Raw genomic sequence first — 13,258 nt, forward strand, 5'->3', positions numbered from 1 at the left:
GTTCATAAAATGTTCTTTTTTGTTGTTGAAATTCAATAGGTTAATTTAATTTTTGGGAAAATTTATAGATTTTTGTTGTAACGATAATCTTTATATTGCGTCAAATTGTTGAATGTCAATCAAAAAAATCATGAGAGAAGATAATCAATTAATAGTTATTACCCACCTCAGTCAATTAGTGACTTTTGTCTTGGGGTTTGGTAGCCTTATAATCCCATTAGTTTTATGGGCCACACAAAAGGAGAAAATTTATCAGATGGATGAACAGGGAAAGGAAATAGTAAATTTTCAATTAAGCCTATTAATTTATATTATCATTTCAATTCCCCTAATTCTTTTATTTGGCCTAGGAATATTGTTATTGATTATAATCGGAGTTATTTCCTTTGTGTTTCCTATCATCAATGCAATCAAGGCTAGTAATGGGGAATCTCCAAAATATCCTTTATCTCTTAATTTTATTAGTTAGTTATTCGTTTGTTATAAGAGATAAAAAAAAACGCCCGCCTAATAAGTGAGCGTTTTTTAATATATAGTATTTGAATTAGTTGTTAAGCATTACAGGCATTACGAGCATGATAATTCGCTCTCCATCGTCTAAACCGTCCATTGGAGTAAGAATTCCTGCCCGATTAGGCAAGCTCATTTCTAATTGTACATCATCTGAACTCAAGTTGTTTAACATCTCTGTTAGGAATCGTGAATTAAATCCAATTTGCATATCATCGCCTTGATATTCACAACTTAATCGCTCTTCTGCTTTGTTGCTATAGTCAATATCTTCTGCAGAAATATTTAATTCCGCTCCAGCAATTTTTAAGCGAATTTGATGAGTGGTTTTATTGGAGAAAATACTTACTCTTTTTACCGAGTTTAAAAATTGGGTACGACCTATTACTAGTTTATTCGGATTTTCTTTCGGGATTACCGCTTCGTAGTTTGGATATTTGCCATCTATTAGTCTGCAAATCAACACCGAATTATCAAAAATAAATCTAGCATTACTATCATTATACTCCACTTTTACCTCGTCATCACTGCCGGCTAAAATACCTTTAAGCAGATTTAAAGGTTTTTTAGGCATAATAAATTCAGCTGATTGACTAGCGGTAACATCTTCTCTGGTATATTTCACCAATTTATGGGCGTCGGTAGAAACAAATGTTAAGCCTTCCGTGGAAAATTGGAAAAACACTCCACTCATAACGGGTCTTAAATCATCATTACCGGCTGCAAAAATGGTTTTACTAATGGCTGTGGCCAATATATCACCCATTATTGCAGTAGCACTTGGATCTTCAAGCGATACAGACTTAGGAAATTCATTACCATCAGCATACGCCAAGGCATATTTACCATGATTAGAGCTAATTTCAACCGTATGGTTATCTTCTACCACAAAGGTTAAAGGTTGCTCTGGAAATGTTTTTAAAGTATCCAACAATAATCTTGCTGGAAGTGCCACACTACCTTCACTTGTACTTTCAACTTCTATAGTTGAAGACATAGTCGTTTCCAAATCACTCGCCGAAACAGTCAGCTTGGAATGATCTAATTCAAATAAAAAATTATCTAGAATTGGAAGGGTGTTTGTTGTGTTGATAACGCCACCTAAAACCTGAAGTTGCTTAAGTAAATAGGTGCTCGAAACAATAAATTTCATCTATTCGTTATTTGGATCTCTTTCAAACGTCTTTAAGCTACAAATATATCTTAATACACTTGCAATATAAAACAAACTTATCAACAAATGTCAGCTATATCGACGTCTTCTAAGATAGTTAAATACAAAGCCAAAAAGGCCCAATATTATCAATGGTAGCCCAATATTTAAAAATTGCCATTTGGTTCGCTCCTCTGCTACTTTTTGGTTGTCTAAAAAAGGTATTACAATTTCTTTGGTACGAATGTTAATTAACCCATCGTCATCCAATAAATAGTTTACCGCATTTAATAAAAATTCTTTGTTCCCGAAAAGTTGCCCAGTCCATCTATCGAATCCTAACTGCTGAGGCTTTCCGTTGACAACTTCATTTTTTATGACATCACCATCAGAGATTACCATCATTTTAGTTGGAATACTTTCGTTTTTAAACTCTGAAGATTTATATGGCAGAATCCTATTATTATAAACTGAAGTAAATGTTCCTTCCAATAAAATGGCAAGATTTTGCGGACCCTTAACGAATTGTGCAGGATCTGCTTCTTCCTTAACAATGTCTAATGTAACCGTCGACGGTACACCTTGTAAACCACTTAAATCGGAACTTTTTAAAAGTATGGTTTTTGCGACGGCATTCTTCAATGTATCAATCGGACTTGCGAAGTCAAACCTAATCCTATTAAGGTTGGTGGTGATAGGGTGAGCTGGATTACTGGCAGCCAAGGGATCGTAAGGCCATTGAAGAGGTTGGAATTGCGCATCACTACCATCCCCCATCGCCAGCGTTATAGGGGCAGAATACATGTCCTTAACAATCTCTGGATTTATCCGTACACCATATTTAAAGAAAAAGTCATTGAGGTTTAAATCACGCATTATTGCAATGGCAGTTCCAGATTCATTATATAAGGAGTCTTTGTCAATAATTATCGACTCCGTTAGCCATAAACTTTTACCTCCATTCATGGTAAATTGGTCTAAAACTTGTTTCTCCTCTTCAGTAAACATTTCTGTGGGTTTGGCGGAGATTATTAAATCAAAATCTTGCAATTGACTTAAAACTCTATCTGGATTATTTTGAACGCTATCTAGAGTAAATGGAGCAATATTGTAATGCTCTCTAATGGAACTTAAAAAATCCGTTAAATAAATATCTTTTAGCTGTCCGTTACCTTTAAGAATTGCAATTTTTTTAGTCCTTTCGCTTATTAGTTTTTTGAAACCATCTGCAAACGCATATTCTAAATGCTGAATTGAATTAGAAACGAGTTCTTCTTGCCCTGCTCCAATCTTGTTTTTAAGCAAAGGAATTTTTACGGTATTAGCATTATAACTTGCCAATGCCCAAGGAAACATTAATTCTTGGGAGGATTTCCCATTTTCTTGTACACTTATTTGCATGGGTTGCATGCCTCGTTTCACAAGGTTTTCGATATTACTTTCCCTTGTTGATACATCCTCCAGGGGATCTATAAAATTGAAAATAATATCGCGATTGTATAGATTGAATTCTTCAAGCAATTGCTTGGTTTCATTTTTGAGTTTTCTAAATCCTGAAGGAAAATCACCTTCAAGAAAAACATCAATAACTAAAGGTGATTCTATCTCTTTAACAATGTTTCTTGTTGCGGTCGAAATTGTATATCGCTTATCCTTTGTAAGATCGTAACGAGCATATAAAAAAGTTCCTATTAAGTAATTCAAAATTAAAAGTCCTATTAAAACCACACTGATTTTCAAATAGTCCTTCTTTTGAATTCGCCTATTGCGAACCATTGGTACGGTGAGTAAAACAAAAAAAGTTGTTATACTTAAAAAATAGATAAAATCATTTATGTCTAATACACCGCGACTAATACTAGAGTAGTGGTAGTCCATGCCTAAGGATTCGGGATGGAAATTCCCCAGAATGTTATATTCAGACAAACCTTCAAAACCATAATACATAAAAAAGCATAAGAATACACCAATTACAAAGGCTACAATCTGGTTGTCGGTTATAGAGCTGCTGAAAACACCAATTGATGTATATGCTGCAGCAATAAAAACCAAGCCAAAATAAGAACCGATAATACTACCTGTATCTAAGTTTCCAATTGGATTTCCTAATTGGTATACACTATATACATATATAAATGTTGGTAATAAAGCTAGCAGGATCAATAAAAAGTATCCAAAAAACTTACCGAGTACTATTTTAATTACCGATACTGGTTTGGTTAATAAAATTTCAAGTGTCCCTTGCTTTTTTTCGTCGGCGAAACTTCTCATTGTAATAGCTGGAACCAGAAAAATGAAAATCCAAGGTGCCAAAGTGAAAAAGGACGAAAGGTCTGCAAACCCATTGTCTAATATGTTCATTTCACCCTTAAATACCCAAATTGCTAAACCAGTTAATAAAAGAAAAATGGCTATGACCAAATACCCAATAGGTGAGGCAAAAAAAGATCGGATTTCTTTTTTAAGTATTGCGAACATAGTTCTATCTAACGTTTTAAGATCAGTTTGCTAAGATAAACTTTCATGTTTAATAACACTCCATGCTTCAGGTTTATCGCTAAATAAGGGTTTAGTGATTGTCCAAACAGACCTAAATAATTCAGAATTACGATACGTTTCAAGGTCTTCTTCTTCAGTCCAATAACTATAAGTAAAAAAAATAGTTGGGTCGTTTAAATCTCTATATAATTCCAAAAATTTGCAACCTGGAAAATTTCGTATTTGATATTTGTGCAAATTAAAATCGGTCAAAAATTGTTCTACCATTTTCTCTTGAAACTTCATTTTTACAATCCTAACTAACATCACCTATTTTTGAAAGTTAATAGTAACAGTATCTCTTATTTTAAGCCCCATTAAAGTTGAAGCCCCACCAGTAGTGGTTGGATTGCCTTTATAAATAGCAATTTCTAAATACCCCGCTGAATTAAACACAATTATTTCCTTTCCATCAACATGCCGTTTGTCCTCTGGCAAATCAAAATTAATAACATCACTATACCTATTATAAATAGTTTTGAATTTATAGCTCCTAGCAGAGATTTCAAAAGGTCTCGTTTTTTGGATTGTTTCAAAAAACTTCCTAGAAATATTGGTGACCACATTGCCGTAATTGTCTATGTAAATAACCGTACCTATAATTTGGTTTTTTTCATCATTCACAAAAGGTTCAAGATTCTTGATAGGTTTTATATGTGTGATTTGTTTACCGATTACCTCCAGTGTTCCTCCTCTGGCAATATGACAAGCGACCTTAACAAACACATCTAAAACTGGAAAACTTGTTTCGATTCGATCATGGATGTTGATTTCAACAATTTTTGAAGGAACAATATTGGCACATATCATGCTCATAATACCATTGTTAGCACAGATAAAATAGTGTTCATCCAGATAAAGAGCGATGTGTTTATTCTCTTTGCTCAACTCCGCATCTATACCAATAACATGAATTGAACCCTTCGGAAAACTTTTGTAAGCATTCTGAATTATATACGCAGCTTCTGGAACATTGAACGGGGAAACTAAATGGGTGATATCAACAATTTTTGCGTCTTCAAGCTCGCTGTATATTGCTCCTTTCACAGCGCCGACAAAGTGATCTTTCTCGCCAAAATCAGTAGTTAGAGTGATAATCGCCATGTAAGATCGGTCAAAAAATTTATCAGTTGGTTATCAAAATTTGATGGGCCATATTCTGTTAAAAAAATGTTGGATATTAATTCAAATCGCCAACGGTCTATTAATTTTTTTCCTTTAGATTTGTAACTAAAGGGTTAAAAAACCTGCCCTTAATTTAACGACAAAACTAATAAATCTAAACTGAACATTGCACTAAATCCTGTCGCTTTTGAATGAACTCGTAATTGAATTGATGGAGATTGCTCCAAAGGAATTTTTCGGTGACCATAATGTCAATATCGAACTTCTTAAAAAATACTTTCCTAAAATTAAAATAGTCGCTAGAGGCAATAAAATTAAGGCCTACGGAGATGAGGACCAACTAGAGGAGTTTGATCGTCGTCTAGAAATGTTGATGGAGCATTATGCTAAATACAACAAATTGGATGAAAATATGATTGAAAGGGTATTGATGAGTCATAGCAAAGATGATTATTCTACCGACTCTCAGTACAATGAACCTATTCTTCATGGTGTAAACGGTAAAATAATTAAGGCAGAAACCCTTAACCAACGTAAGTTGGTGGAATCTATGAGCAAAAATGATATGGTTTTTGCGATTGGTCCAGCTGGTACTGGTAAAACATATACTGGCGTTGCACTGGCGGTTAAGGCTTTAAAAAATAAAGAAGTAAAGCGGATAATTCTAACACGTCCTGCAGTAGAGGCAGGAGAAAATCTTGGGTTTCTTCCTGGAGATTTGAAAGAAAAGTTAGATCCGTATATGCAACCTCTTTATGATGGTTTAAGAGATATGATTCCACCTGAGAAATTAGCGAGTTTCATTGAAAATGGGACTGTGCAGATTGCTCCTCTCGCATTTATGCGAGGTCGTACCTTGGATAATGCCTTTGTTATCTTAGATGAAGGTCAAAATACGACGCATGCTCAGATGAAAATGTTTTTAACCAGGATGGGAAGGAATGCTAAATTCTTAATTACGGGAGATCCTGGTCAAATAGATTTGCCTCGAAGGGTAATATCGGGCTTAAAAGAAGCTTTGTTGATATTGAAAGACGTTGAAGGAGTTGGCATGGTCTATTTAGATGATAAGGATGTAATTCGCCATAAATTGGTTAAAAAAGTAATTGCAGCTTATAATGGTATAGAACATGATTAAATTTGCAGAATTATAGCAGGAATTTCTAAATATTTAATTTTTTCAAATGTCTCATAATACCATTACTTCCACAGATTTTAAGTTTCCGGGACAAACTGGAGTGTATAAAGGCAAAGTGAGGGATGTTTATGCCGTCGCAGATAATTTACTTGTGATGATTGCAAGCGATCGGTTAAGTGCTTTTGATGTGGTTATGCCAAAGGGTATTCCATACAAGGGACAAATCCTTAATCAAATTGCAACAAAAATGATGAAGGATACTGAAGATTTGGTGCCAAATTGGTTAGAAGCGACTCCTGACCCAAATGTTGCCATAGGCGAAAAATGTGAGCCATTTAAAGTAGAAATGGTTATAAGGGGCTATTTGGCTGGACACGCCGCAAGGGAATATAAGTCAGGCAAACGTATGTTGTGTGGGGTTTCTATGCCGGAAGGAATGAAGGAAAACGATAAATTTCCAGAACCTATAATAACTCCAGCAACCAAAGCCGAACATGGCTTGCATGATGAAGATATAAGTAGGGAAGATATCTTGTCTAAAGGAATTGTATCCGCTGAGGATTATTCCATATTGGAAGATTATACCAGAAAATTATTTCAGAGAGGAACAGAATTAGCTGAAGAGCGTGGATTAATTTTGGTAGATACCAAGTATGAATTCGGTAAAACCGATTCTGGTAAAATTGTTTTAATCGACGAAATACATACACCCGATTCTTCTCGTTATTTTTATAAATCTGGTTATGAAGAACGGCAGGTAAGGGGAGAAGCCCAGAAACAACTAAGTAAAGAATTTGTGAGGCAATGGCTTATCTCAAATGGCTTTCAGGGTCTAGAAGGTCAAGTTTTGCCGGAAATGAGCGATGAATATATCGAAACTGTAAGTGATAGATATATTGAATTGTATGAAAATATTACCGGGGAAAAGTTTGTCAAAGCTGATGTTTCCAATATTTCTAAAAGGATAGAAGCAAATGTCTTGGCTTATCTTCAAGCTAGATAAAAACCTTTTAAAGCTTATTCAAAATGTATGATTTGCCGCATTTCAAAGATTTAGACGAAAAGCGTGTTTTTGAATTTATTGCAGATCATCCCTTCGCCTTAATAACAGGTTCCGATTCGGCAGGTATTCCTTTTGCCACCCAAATTCCGGTGTTTTTAGAACATGAAAATGAGAAAATGTATCTAAGAGGGCATATGATGAAAAATAATGATCACCATAAAGCTTTTTCAGAGAATCCGAACACTTTAGTGGTGTTTAGTTCACCTCATTCATATGTTAGTGCAACTTGGTACGATAATCCACACCAAGCTTCAACTTGGAATTATATGAGTGTACACGCAAAGGGCTTGATTAAGTTTTTAGATGATATTCATTTAATAAGCATATTAGAAAAAACCACCCTTCATTTCGAAGATGGAAACGATCGTTCTAGCACTTATTTTCATAACCTTTCAGAAAAATACACAAAACCATTAATGCGTGCCATCGTAGCTTTTGAAATTGAAATTGAAACGATGGAACATGTTTTTAAACTGAGTCAGAATAAAAATGAGGCGTCTTACCTTAATATCATTGAAAAATTAGAAAGTCGAAATTCATCTTCCCAATTTATAGCGGATGAAATGAAAAAGAGATATTCTGAATTATTTGGTAAAGAAAAATTTTAAGACCAATTTTCCCTTTTAATCAATTCAGTTACATGCGCAAGGTGGTGTTGACAATGCCAAGCATATAATGCAATTGCAATTTCGAGATTCATCGCTCCACCAAAACCTGGATGAATAAATTCTGTTTTTAAATCCTTAGGCGTAAACGATTTCAGTAGTGCCGTCCAACGAAGATGAAGGGCTTCCAATAATTGTAATGAAACTGACACGGGTAGTTGGTAATCCACTAATTTCGCCCATTCGCCTTCTTCATAAGTTTTAATAGTAGGTCGATCTTCAGTCAGGGCCAATTTAAATCTACAAATCGAATTTAAATGACTGTCAGCGCAATGATGAACAAGTTGTCTAACCGACCACCCTTCAGGGCGGTAAGGTTGATCAATTCTGCTATCGCCAACCACAAGAACAGCCTCCTTCAGTTTTTGGGGAAATTCTGAAATCACTTCAATATTCTTTAAAGTCTGTTCGTAGTTTACTTGCGTTGGCAATTCAAATTTTCCAATAGGATATTTTAATTGTTCTAACATCTCATTTTTAATAGGCTAACTAAAATACTAAAGAAAGCCTAAAGCTCAATACTTATATATTAAATGAACTTTTATATATTAGCTACTACACTTAAAATTTTCATGCAACAATTAGACTACTGGCTTTCCGAATTTGCCTCTTTCGTATGGGGTTTACCGTTATTGATAATTCTTATGGGAGGTGGGTTGTACCTCCTTATTCTTTCAAAATTTTTACCCTTTCGGTATTTCGGTCATGCCGTAAATGTTCTTAGAGGAAAGTATGATGACCCTAATGATCCTGGTCAAATCAGCCACTTTCAGGCCTTAAGTACTGCATTGGCTTCTACTATTGGTATGGGTAATGTTGCAGGAGTTGCGGTGGCAATTGCTATTGGTGGACCAGGAGCTATTTTTTGGATGTGGATTAGTGCTATAGTTGGTATGTGTACCAAATTTTTCACCTGTACCTTGGCAATACTTTACAGAGGTAAAGATTCTGAAGGTGAATTACAGGGTGGTCCTATGTATGTAATTCGAGAGGGGTTGGGTAAAGCTTGGCAACCTTTAGCTCTAATGTTTAGTTTATGTGGAATGATAGGAGCATTGCCTGTATTCAACGTAAATCAATTAACACAAGCGATAAACGACATTATTTTGGTTCCCCAAGGTTTAGATTTTGGTTTTAAATCTGACCTAGTCATAGGAATTGTACTGGCAATGATTACTTCCTTCGTAATTTTAGGTGGGCTGTCTAGAATTAGTAAGACTGCTTCAAAATTAGTACCCTTCATGGTTGTACTTTATTTTGGATCTGTCCTGATCATATTAGGTATTAATTACAATGTTGTACCCCATTATTTTACCTTGATTTTCACAGATGCATTTGACGCAGGTAATTTTAAAGGTGATGCCTTTTTAGGTGGAATGGTAGGAGGATTAATGCTATTAGGTATTAGAAGAGGAGCTTTTTCAAATGAAGCAGGTATTGGTACGGCACCTTTAGCTCATGGGGCGGCTAAAACCGATGAACCTATCAGGGAAGGATTGGTAGCTATGATGGGGCCTGCCATTGATACTTTGGTGGTTTGTACTCTTACAGCCCTTGCTATTTTGGTTACAAATGTATGGGAAGTAACTGATAACAATGGGGTAAGTTTAACAGCATCTGCTTTTCAGAATGCAATGCCTGGGTTTGGTAAATACCTATTGATGTTATGTGTGGCCGTGTTCAGTATTTCCTCTTTATTTTCCTATTCGTATTATGGAACTAAATGCATGGCCTACGTCTTTGGAGTAAAAAATGCAAAATATTATAACTATCTGTATATTTTAAGTATTGTAATTGGAGCAACTACCACCTTGAGTATCGTTATTAATTTGGTAGATGGTGTGTTTGCTTTAATGGCAATTCCTACAATGCTTTCTACTTTTATTTTGGCGCCGAGGGTTGTAAAAGAATTCAAAAACTATATACATAGATTAAGAAACAATACAGTTTAAAATTTTCAATTATAATGGATAAACACGAGAAATGCCATCGCTATTGGAAACGTAATATACGCTATGTTATGGTGTTGTTATTGATTTGGTTTGCAGCTTCTTACGGTGCTTCAATTATATTTAAAGATGAACTAAATGAGATTCAAATTGCGGGCTTTAAATTAGGCTTTTGGTTTGCCCAACAAGGCTCTATGTATGTGTTTGTCATTTTGATTTTTGTATACGTTTGGTTAATGAATCGTCTAGATAAAGAATTTGGTTATGATAAGTGATATTTTAACCCTTTCATTAGGTGTTCAGAATTGGACCTATATTTTAGTTGGACTTTCATTTTCTATTTACATAGGTATTGCAATATGGTCCCGGGCTGGGTCTACAAAAGAATTTTATGTTGCTGGAGGTGGGGTTTCTCCCTTGGCCAATGGTATGGCAACAGCGGCAGATTGGATGAGTGCCGCCTCATTTATTTCCATGGCAGGAATAATTTCATTTGCTGGCTATGATGGTGCTGTATATCTTATGGGCTGGACAGGCGGTTATGTACTGTTAGCATTATTGTTGGCTCCATATCTAAGAAAGTTCGGGAAGTTTACAGTGCCAGATTTCATAGGTGATCGCTATTATTCCAAAACGGCAAGAATCGTTGCGGTCCTCTGCGCACTCTTGGTGTCTTTTACTTATGTTGCCGGGCAAATGCGTGGGGTTGGTATTGTCTTTTCTCGCTTTTTAGAAGTGGATATTAATACAGGTGTAATTATTGGAATGCTCATTGTATTGTTTTATGCGGTATTAGGTGGTATGAAAGGAATAACTTATACTCAAGTCGCCCAATATTGTGTCTTGATTTTTGCCTTTATGGTACCTGCTATTTTTATCTCCATTCAAATGACCGGCAATCCAATTCCACAATTTGGATTTGGGAGTACCTTGAGTGACGGAAGTGGCACATATTTGTTAGATAAATTAGATGGTTTAAGCACAGAATTGGGATTTCATGAATATACAAGTGGATCTAAATCTTTAATTGATGTTTTCGCTATTACCTTGGCCCTTATGGTAGGTACCGCAGGATTACCACATGTAATTGTTAGATTTTTCACAGTTAAAAGAGTGAAAGATGCTCGATTGTCAGCTGGTATCGCATTATTATTAATTGTAATACTCTATTCTACAGCACCAGCAGTTGCTGCTTTTGCAAGAACCAATTTATTAACAACTGTAAGGGATCAGCCTTATGAAAATGTTCCAGAATGGTTCACAAAATGGGAAAAAACGGGTCTTGTTACTTTTACAGATAAAAATGGAGACGGCACCATTCAATATGTCGGGGATAAGGCAATAAATGAATTGGAAATTGATCCAGATATTACAGTGTTGGCAAATCCTGAAATTGCCGATTTACCAAATTGGGTTATTGCACTTGTTGCCGCAGGAGGGTTGGCAGCAGCTTTATCAACTGCGGCGGGGCTTTTATTGGTAATTTCTTCTTCTGTTTCCCATGATTTAATTAAGAAGGTGATTAATCCATCCATATCTGATAATGGAGAATTAATTGCTGCTAGAATAAGTGCCGTAGGTGCGGTTTGTGTAGCAGGTTATTTCGGCATCAACCCACCAGGTTTTGTTGCAGCGGTGGTTGCCCTAGCATTCGGACTTGCAGCCGCCTCATTTTTCCCGGCAATTATTTTAGGCATATTTTACAAAAGGATGAATAAAGAAGGAGCTGTAGCCGGCATGGTGGTTGGTATTTCCTTTATGTTGTACTATATGGTTAAATTCAAATTAGGATGGTTAGACGAAACTATACCGGATAAAAGTGAATGGTGGTTTGGAATTTCTCCGGAAGGATTTGGTACGGTTGCCATGGTCCTCAATTTTATTGTATCTATTGTTGTTATGAAATTTACCAAAGCACCACCCGAAGATGTGCAAGAATTGGTTGAAAATATCAGGATACCAAGTGGTGCAGGAGAGGCCCACGGCCATTAATCCTTAACTGATGGATTTTTTAAATTGTTGCGGAGTCATCATCTCCAACTTTTTAAATTGCCTGTTGAAATAACTAATATTATTGAATCCAGACTTAAAGGCTATTTCAGACATTCTAGAATCATTTGTTTCTTTCATTAATTTTTTGGCAAATTTTATTTTTTCAGAATTAATGTAGTCTATTGGGGAAATACCCAAAGTGTTTTTAAACTTTTTGTGAAAATGGGAGGTGCTCATACATGCCTTTTCAGCCAAAGTGTCTACAGATATATCCTTATTGGTTAAGTTTTGTTTGATGTACTTTATAACCATCCCAATACGGGTGTCATTGAAAATACCTTCAACATCGTTAAGAATAATGCTTTTTGCCTTTGTTTGTAAAAGCCTAACAATAAGTTCCTGTATCATTAAATCTAATAACACATCTTTACTCTTGCTGCCATTAATGAATGTATAGACTAATCGTTCAACCAAATGGTCTACCTCTACATTATTAGTTAAGTGGGAAGGATTGTTATCTATGGACCAATTATTATTTTCCCTTTCTATTGCAACATGATGGTTAAATTTTTCAACTACTTCACCAATTTTTTCAGAATCTATTCCTAAAGCTAAACATTGGGTTGGTTGATTTTCTGTTGCCAAAGGAAAATCGATCACCATTGCCTTATTACTAGGCATAACTACAGATTCTCCTGGGAAAAAGTCGAAGGATGGGATACCTTCTAAATGCATTATTTTTTTTCCAGTCAGCATGCTTGCAATTACTGGAAAATCAAATTCTAACCGGACTTTTTCAGCGTATGTATGGGTTTCATAAATGTTTAACTCAGCATAATCTGCATTGTAGGTAGTACGGTTTTCTACCAAAGTGTTCAACTTACGATTTGCAATATGGTGTCTTAAAAGATGATCCATTATTCAAAATTAATGAAAGTGAGGAATTATTTCCAACGATAATAGTATTGTACAATTTTATAATAATAATGTTCAATTATTTAGCGGATTATCAAAATATCTTTATCAAAATTAGTTAAAAGGAAATTTAAACCTTAAAAATTTAAGAATAAAATAATTTAGGAAATTTACCCTTACTAATTAGTGTCAAAGATTAAAACCTAGTTA

General features: G+C 35.2%; 13 protein-coding genes. 7 read left to right on the forward strand and 6 right to left on the reverse strand.

What is annotated here, in order from left to right; translation table 11 throughout:
- Positions 1-130 precede the first annotated feature (130 nt).
- Positions 131-469, forward strand: a complete 339-nt coding sequence (locus ISU00_RS14315) for a DUF4870 domain-containing protein (protein WP_228851353.1) — start codon at positions 131-133, stop codon at positions 467-469.
- 75 nt (positions 470-544) lie between these two features.
- On the opposite strand, the gene dnaN is transcribed toward ISU00_RS14315, so the two are convergent.
- The 4 genes from dnaN to ISU00_RS14335 all read right to left on the reverse strand — a co-directional run bounded on the left by dnaN (position 545) and on the right by ISU00_RS14335 (position 5,305).
- Complete coding sequence (gene dnaN, locus ISU00_RS14320) at positions 545-1,663, reverse strand: DNA polymerase III subunit beta (RefSeq protein ID WP_228851354.1); 1,119 nt, start codon at positions 1,661-1,663, stop codon at positions 545-547.
- Positions 1,664-1,753: 90 nt separating this feature from the next.
- Entirely contained in the window at positions 1,754-4,141 is a 2,388-nt protein-coding gene (gene gldG / locus ISU00_RS14325) for a gliding motility-associated ABC transporter substrate-binding protein GldG (protein WP_228851355.1), read from the reverse strand.
- A 30-nt stretch (positions 4,142-4,171) separates the two neighbouring features.
- Positions 4,172-4,468 carry a putative quinol monooxygenase gene (locus ISU00_RS14330; protein WP_228851356.1) on the reverse strand — a complete coding sequence of 99 codons (297 nt, stop codon included), beginning with the start codon at positions 4,466-4,468 and terminating at the stop codon, positions 4,172-4,174.
- A gap of 3 nt (positions 4,469-4,471) precedes the next feature.
- Entirely contained in the window at positions 4,472-5,305 is an 834-nt protein-coding gene (locus ISU00_RS14335; protein ID WP_228851357.1) for an SAM hydrolase/SAM-dependent halogenase family protein, read from the reverse strand.
- Between the two features lie 208 nt (positions 5,306-5,513).
- On the opposite strand from ISU00_RS14335, the gene ISU00_RS14340 reads away from it, so the two are divergent.
- The 3 genes from ISU00_RS14340 to ISU00_RS14350 are packed head-to-tail and all read left to right on the forward strand — an operon-like array spanning position 5,514 to position 8,135.
- Entirely contained in the window at positions 5,514-6,464 is a 951-nt protein-coding gene (locus ISU00_RS14340) for a PhoH family protein (protein ID WP_228851358.1), read from the forward strand.
- A 46-nt stretch (positions 6,465-6,510) separates the two neighbouring features.
- Positions 6,511-7,467, forward strand: coding sequence for a phosphoribosylaminoimidazolesuccinocarboxamide synthase (locus ISU00_RS14345; RefSeq protein ID WP_228851359.1), 957 nt, complete (start codon positions 6,511-6,513; stop codon positions 7,465-7,467).
- A gap of 23 nt (positions 7,468-7,490) precedes the next feature.
- On the forward strand, positions 7,491-8,135 hold the full coding sequence (locus ISU00_RS14350; protein WP_228851360.1) for an FMN-binding negative transcriptional regulator: 645 nt from the start codon (positions 7,491-7,493) through the stop codon (positions 8,133-8,135).
- On the opposite strand, the gene ISU00_RS14355 is transcribed toward ISU00_RS14350, so the two are convergent.
- Positions 8,132-8,662, reverse strand: coding sequence for a YfiT family bacillithiol transferase (locus tag ISU00_RS14355; protein WP_228851361.1), 531 nt, complete (start codon positions 8,660-8,662; stop codon positions 8,132-8,134). The two genes, ISU00_RS14350 and ISU00_RS14355, sit on opposite strands and share 4 nt — an antisense overlap.
- 102 nt (positions 8,663-8,764) lie before the next feature.
- On the opposite strand from ISU00_RS14355, the gene ISU00_RS14360 reads away from it, so the two are divergent.
- The 3 genes from ISU00_RS14360 to ISU00_RS14370 are packed head-to-tail and all read left to right on the forward strand — an operon-like array spanning position 8,765 to position 12,133.
- Complete coding sequence (locus tag ISU00_RS14360) at positions 8,765-10,144, forward strand: alanine/glycine:cation symporter family protein (protein ID WP_228851362.1); 1,380 nt, start codon at positions 8,765-8,767, stop codon at positions 10,142-10,144.
- Between the two features lie 14 nt (positions 10,145-10,158).
- The gene (locus ISU00_RS14365) at positions 10,159-10,416 is read left to right on the forward strand and encodes a DUF4212 domain-containing protein (protein WP_228851363.1); all 258 of its coding nucleotides are present in this window, start codon (positions 10,159-10,161) and stop codon (positions 10,414-10,416) included.
- Positions 10,406-12,133 carry a sodium:solute symporter family protein gene (locus tag ISU00_RS14370; RefSeq protein ID WP_228851364.1) on the forward strand — a complete coding sequence of 576 codons (1,728 nt, stop codon included), beginning with the start codon at positions 10,406-10,408 and terminating at the stop codon, positions 12,131-12,133. The genes ISU00_RS14365 and ISU00_RS14370 overlap by 11 nt, the downstream gene beginning before the upstream one ends.
- 3 nt (positions 12,134-12,136) lie before the next feature.
- Here ISU00_RS14370 and ISU00_RS14375 read toward each other — a convergent pair whose 3' ends face one another.
- Complete coding sequence (locus ISU00_RS14375; protein ID WP_228851365.1) at positions 12,137-13,051, reverse strand: AraC family transcriptional regulator; 915 nt, start codon at positions 13,049-13,051, stop codon at positions 12,137-12,139.
- Positions 13,052-13,258 lie beyond the last annotated feature (207 nt).

Origin of the sequence: Aegicerativicinus sediminis (genome assembly GCF_015476115.1) — a bacterium.
In the GTDB taxonomy this organism is placed as follows: domain Bacteria; phylum Bacteroidota; class Bacteroidia; order Flavobacteriales; family Flavobacteriaceae; genus Aegicerativicinus; species Aegicerativicinus sediminis.

What these genes read in the sequence shown, in the direction of transcription:
- ISU00_RS14315 (WP_228851353.1), top strand. Translation starts at nt 131, where the DNA reads ATGAGAGAAGATAATCAATTAATAGTTATTACCCACCTCAGTCAATTA.
- dnaN (WP_228851354.1), bottom strand. Translation starts at nt 1,663, where the DNA reads ATGAAATTTATTGTTTCGAGCACCTATTTACTTAAGCAACTTCAGGTT.
- gldG (WP_228851355.1), bottom strand. Translation starts at nt 4,141, where the DNA reads ATGTTCGCAATACTTAAAAAAGAAATCCGATCTTTTTTTGCCTCACCT.
- ISU00_RS14330 (WP_228851356.1), bottom strand. Translation starts at nt 4,468, where the DNA reads ATGTTAGTTAGGATTGTAAAAATGAAGTTTCAAGAGAAAATGGTAGAA.
- ISU00_RS14335 (WP_228851357.1), bottom strand. Translation starts at nt 5,305, where the DNA reads ATGGCGATTATCACTCTAACTACTGATTTTGGCGAGAAAGATCACTTT.
- ISU00_RS14345 (WP_228851359.1), top strand. Translation starts at nt 6,511, where the DNA reads ATGTCTCATAATACCATTACTTCCACAGATTTTAAGTTTCCGGGACAA.
- ISU00_RS14350 (WP_228851360.1), top strand. Translation starts at nt 7,491, where the DNA reads ATGTATGATTTGCCGCATTTCAAAGATTTAGACGAAAAGCGTGTTTTT.
- ISU00_RS14355 (WP_228851361.1), bottom strand. Translation starts at nt 8,662, where the DNA reads ATGTTAGAACAATTAAAATATCCTATTGGAAAATTTGAATTGCCAACG.
- ISU00_RS14360 (WP_228851362.1), top strand. Translation starts at nt 8,765, where the DNA reads ATGCAACAATTAGACTACTGGCTTTCCGAATTTGCCTCTTTCGTATGG.
- ISU00_RS14365 (WP_228851363.1), top strand. Translation starts at nt 10,159, where the DNA reads ATGGATAAACACGAGAAATGCCATCGCTATTGGAAACGTAATATACGC.
- ISU00_RS14370 (WP_228851364.1), top strand. Translation starts at nt 10,406, where the DNA reads ATGATAAGTGATATTTTAACCCTTTCATTAGGTGTTCAGAATTGGACC.
- ISU00_RS14375 (WP_228851365.1), bottom strand. Translation starts at nt 13,051, where the DNA reads ATGGATCATCTTTTAAGACACCATATTGCAAATCGTAAGTTGAACACT.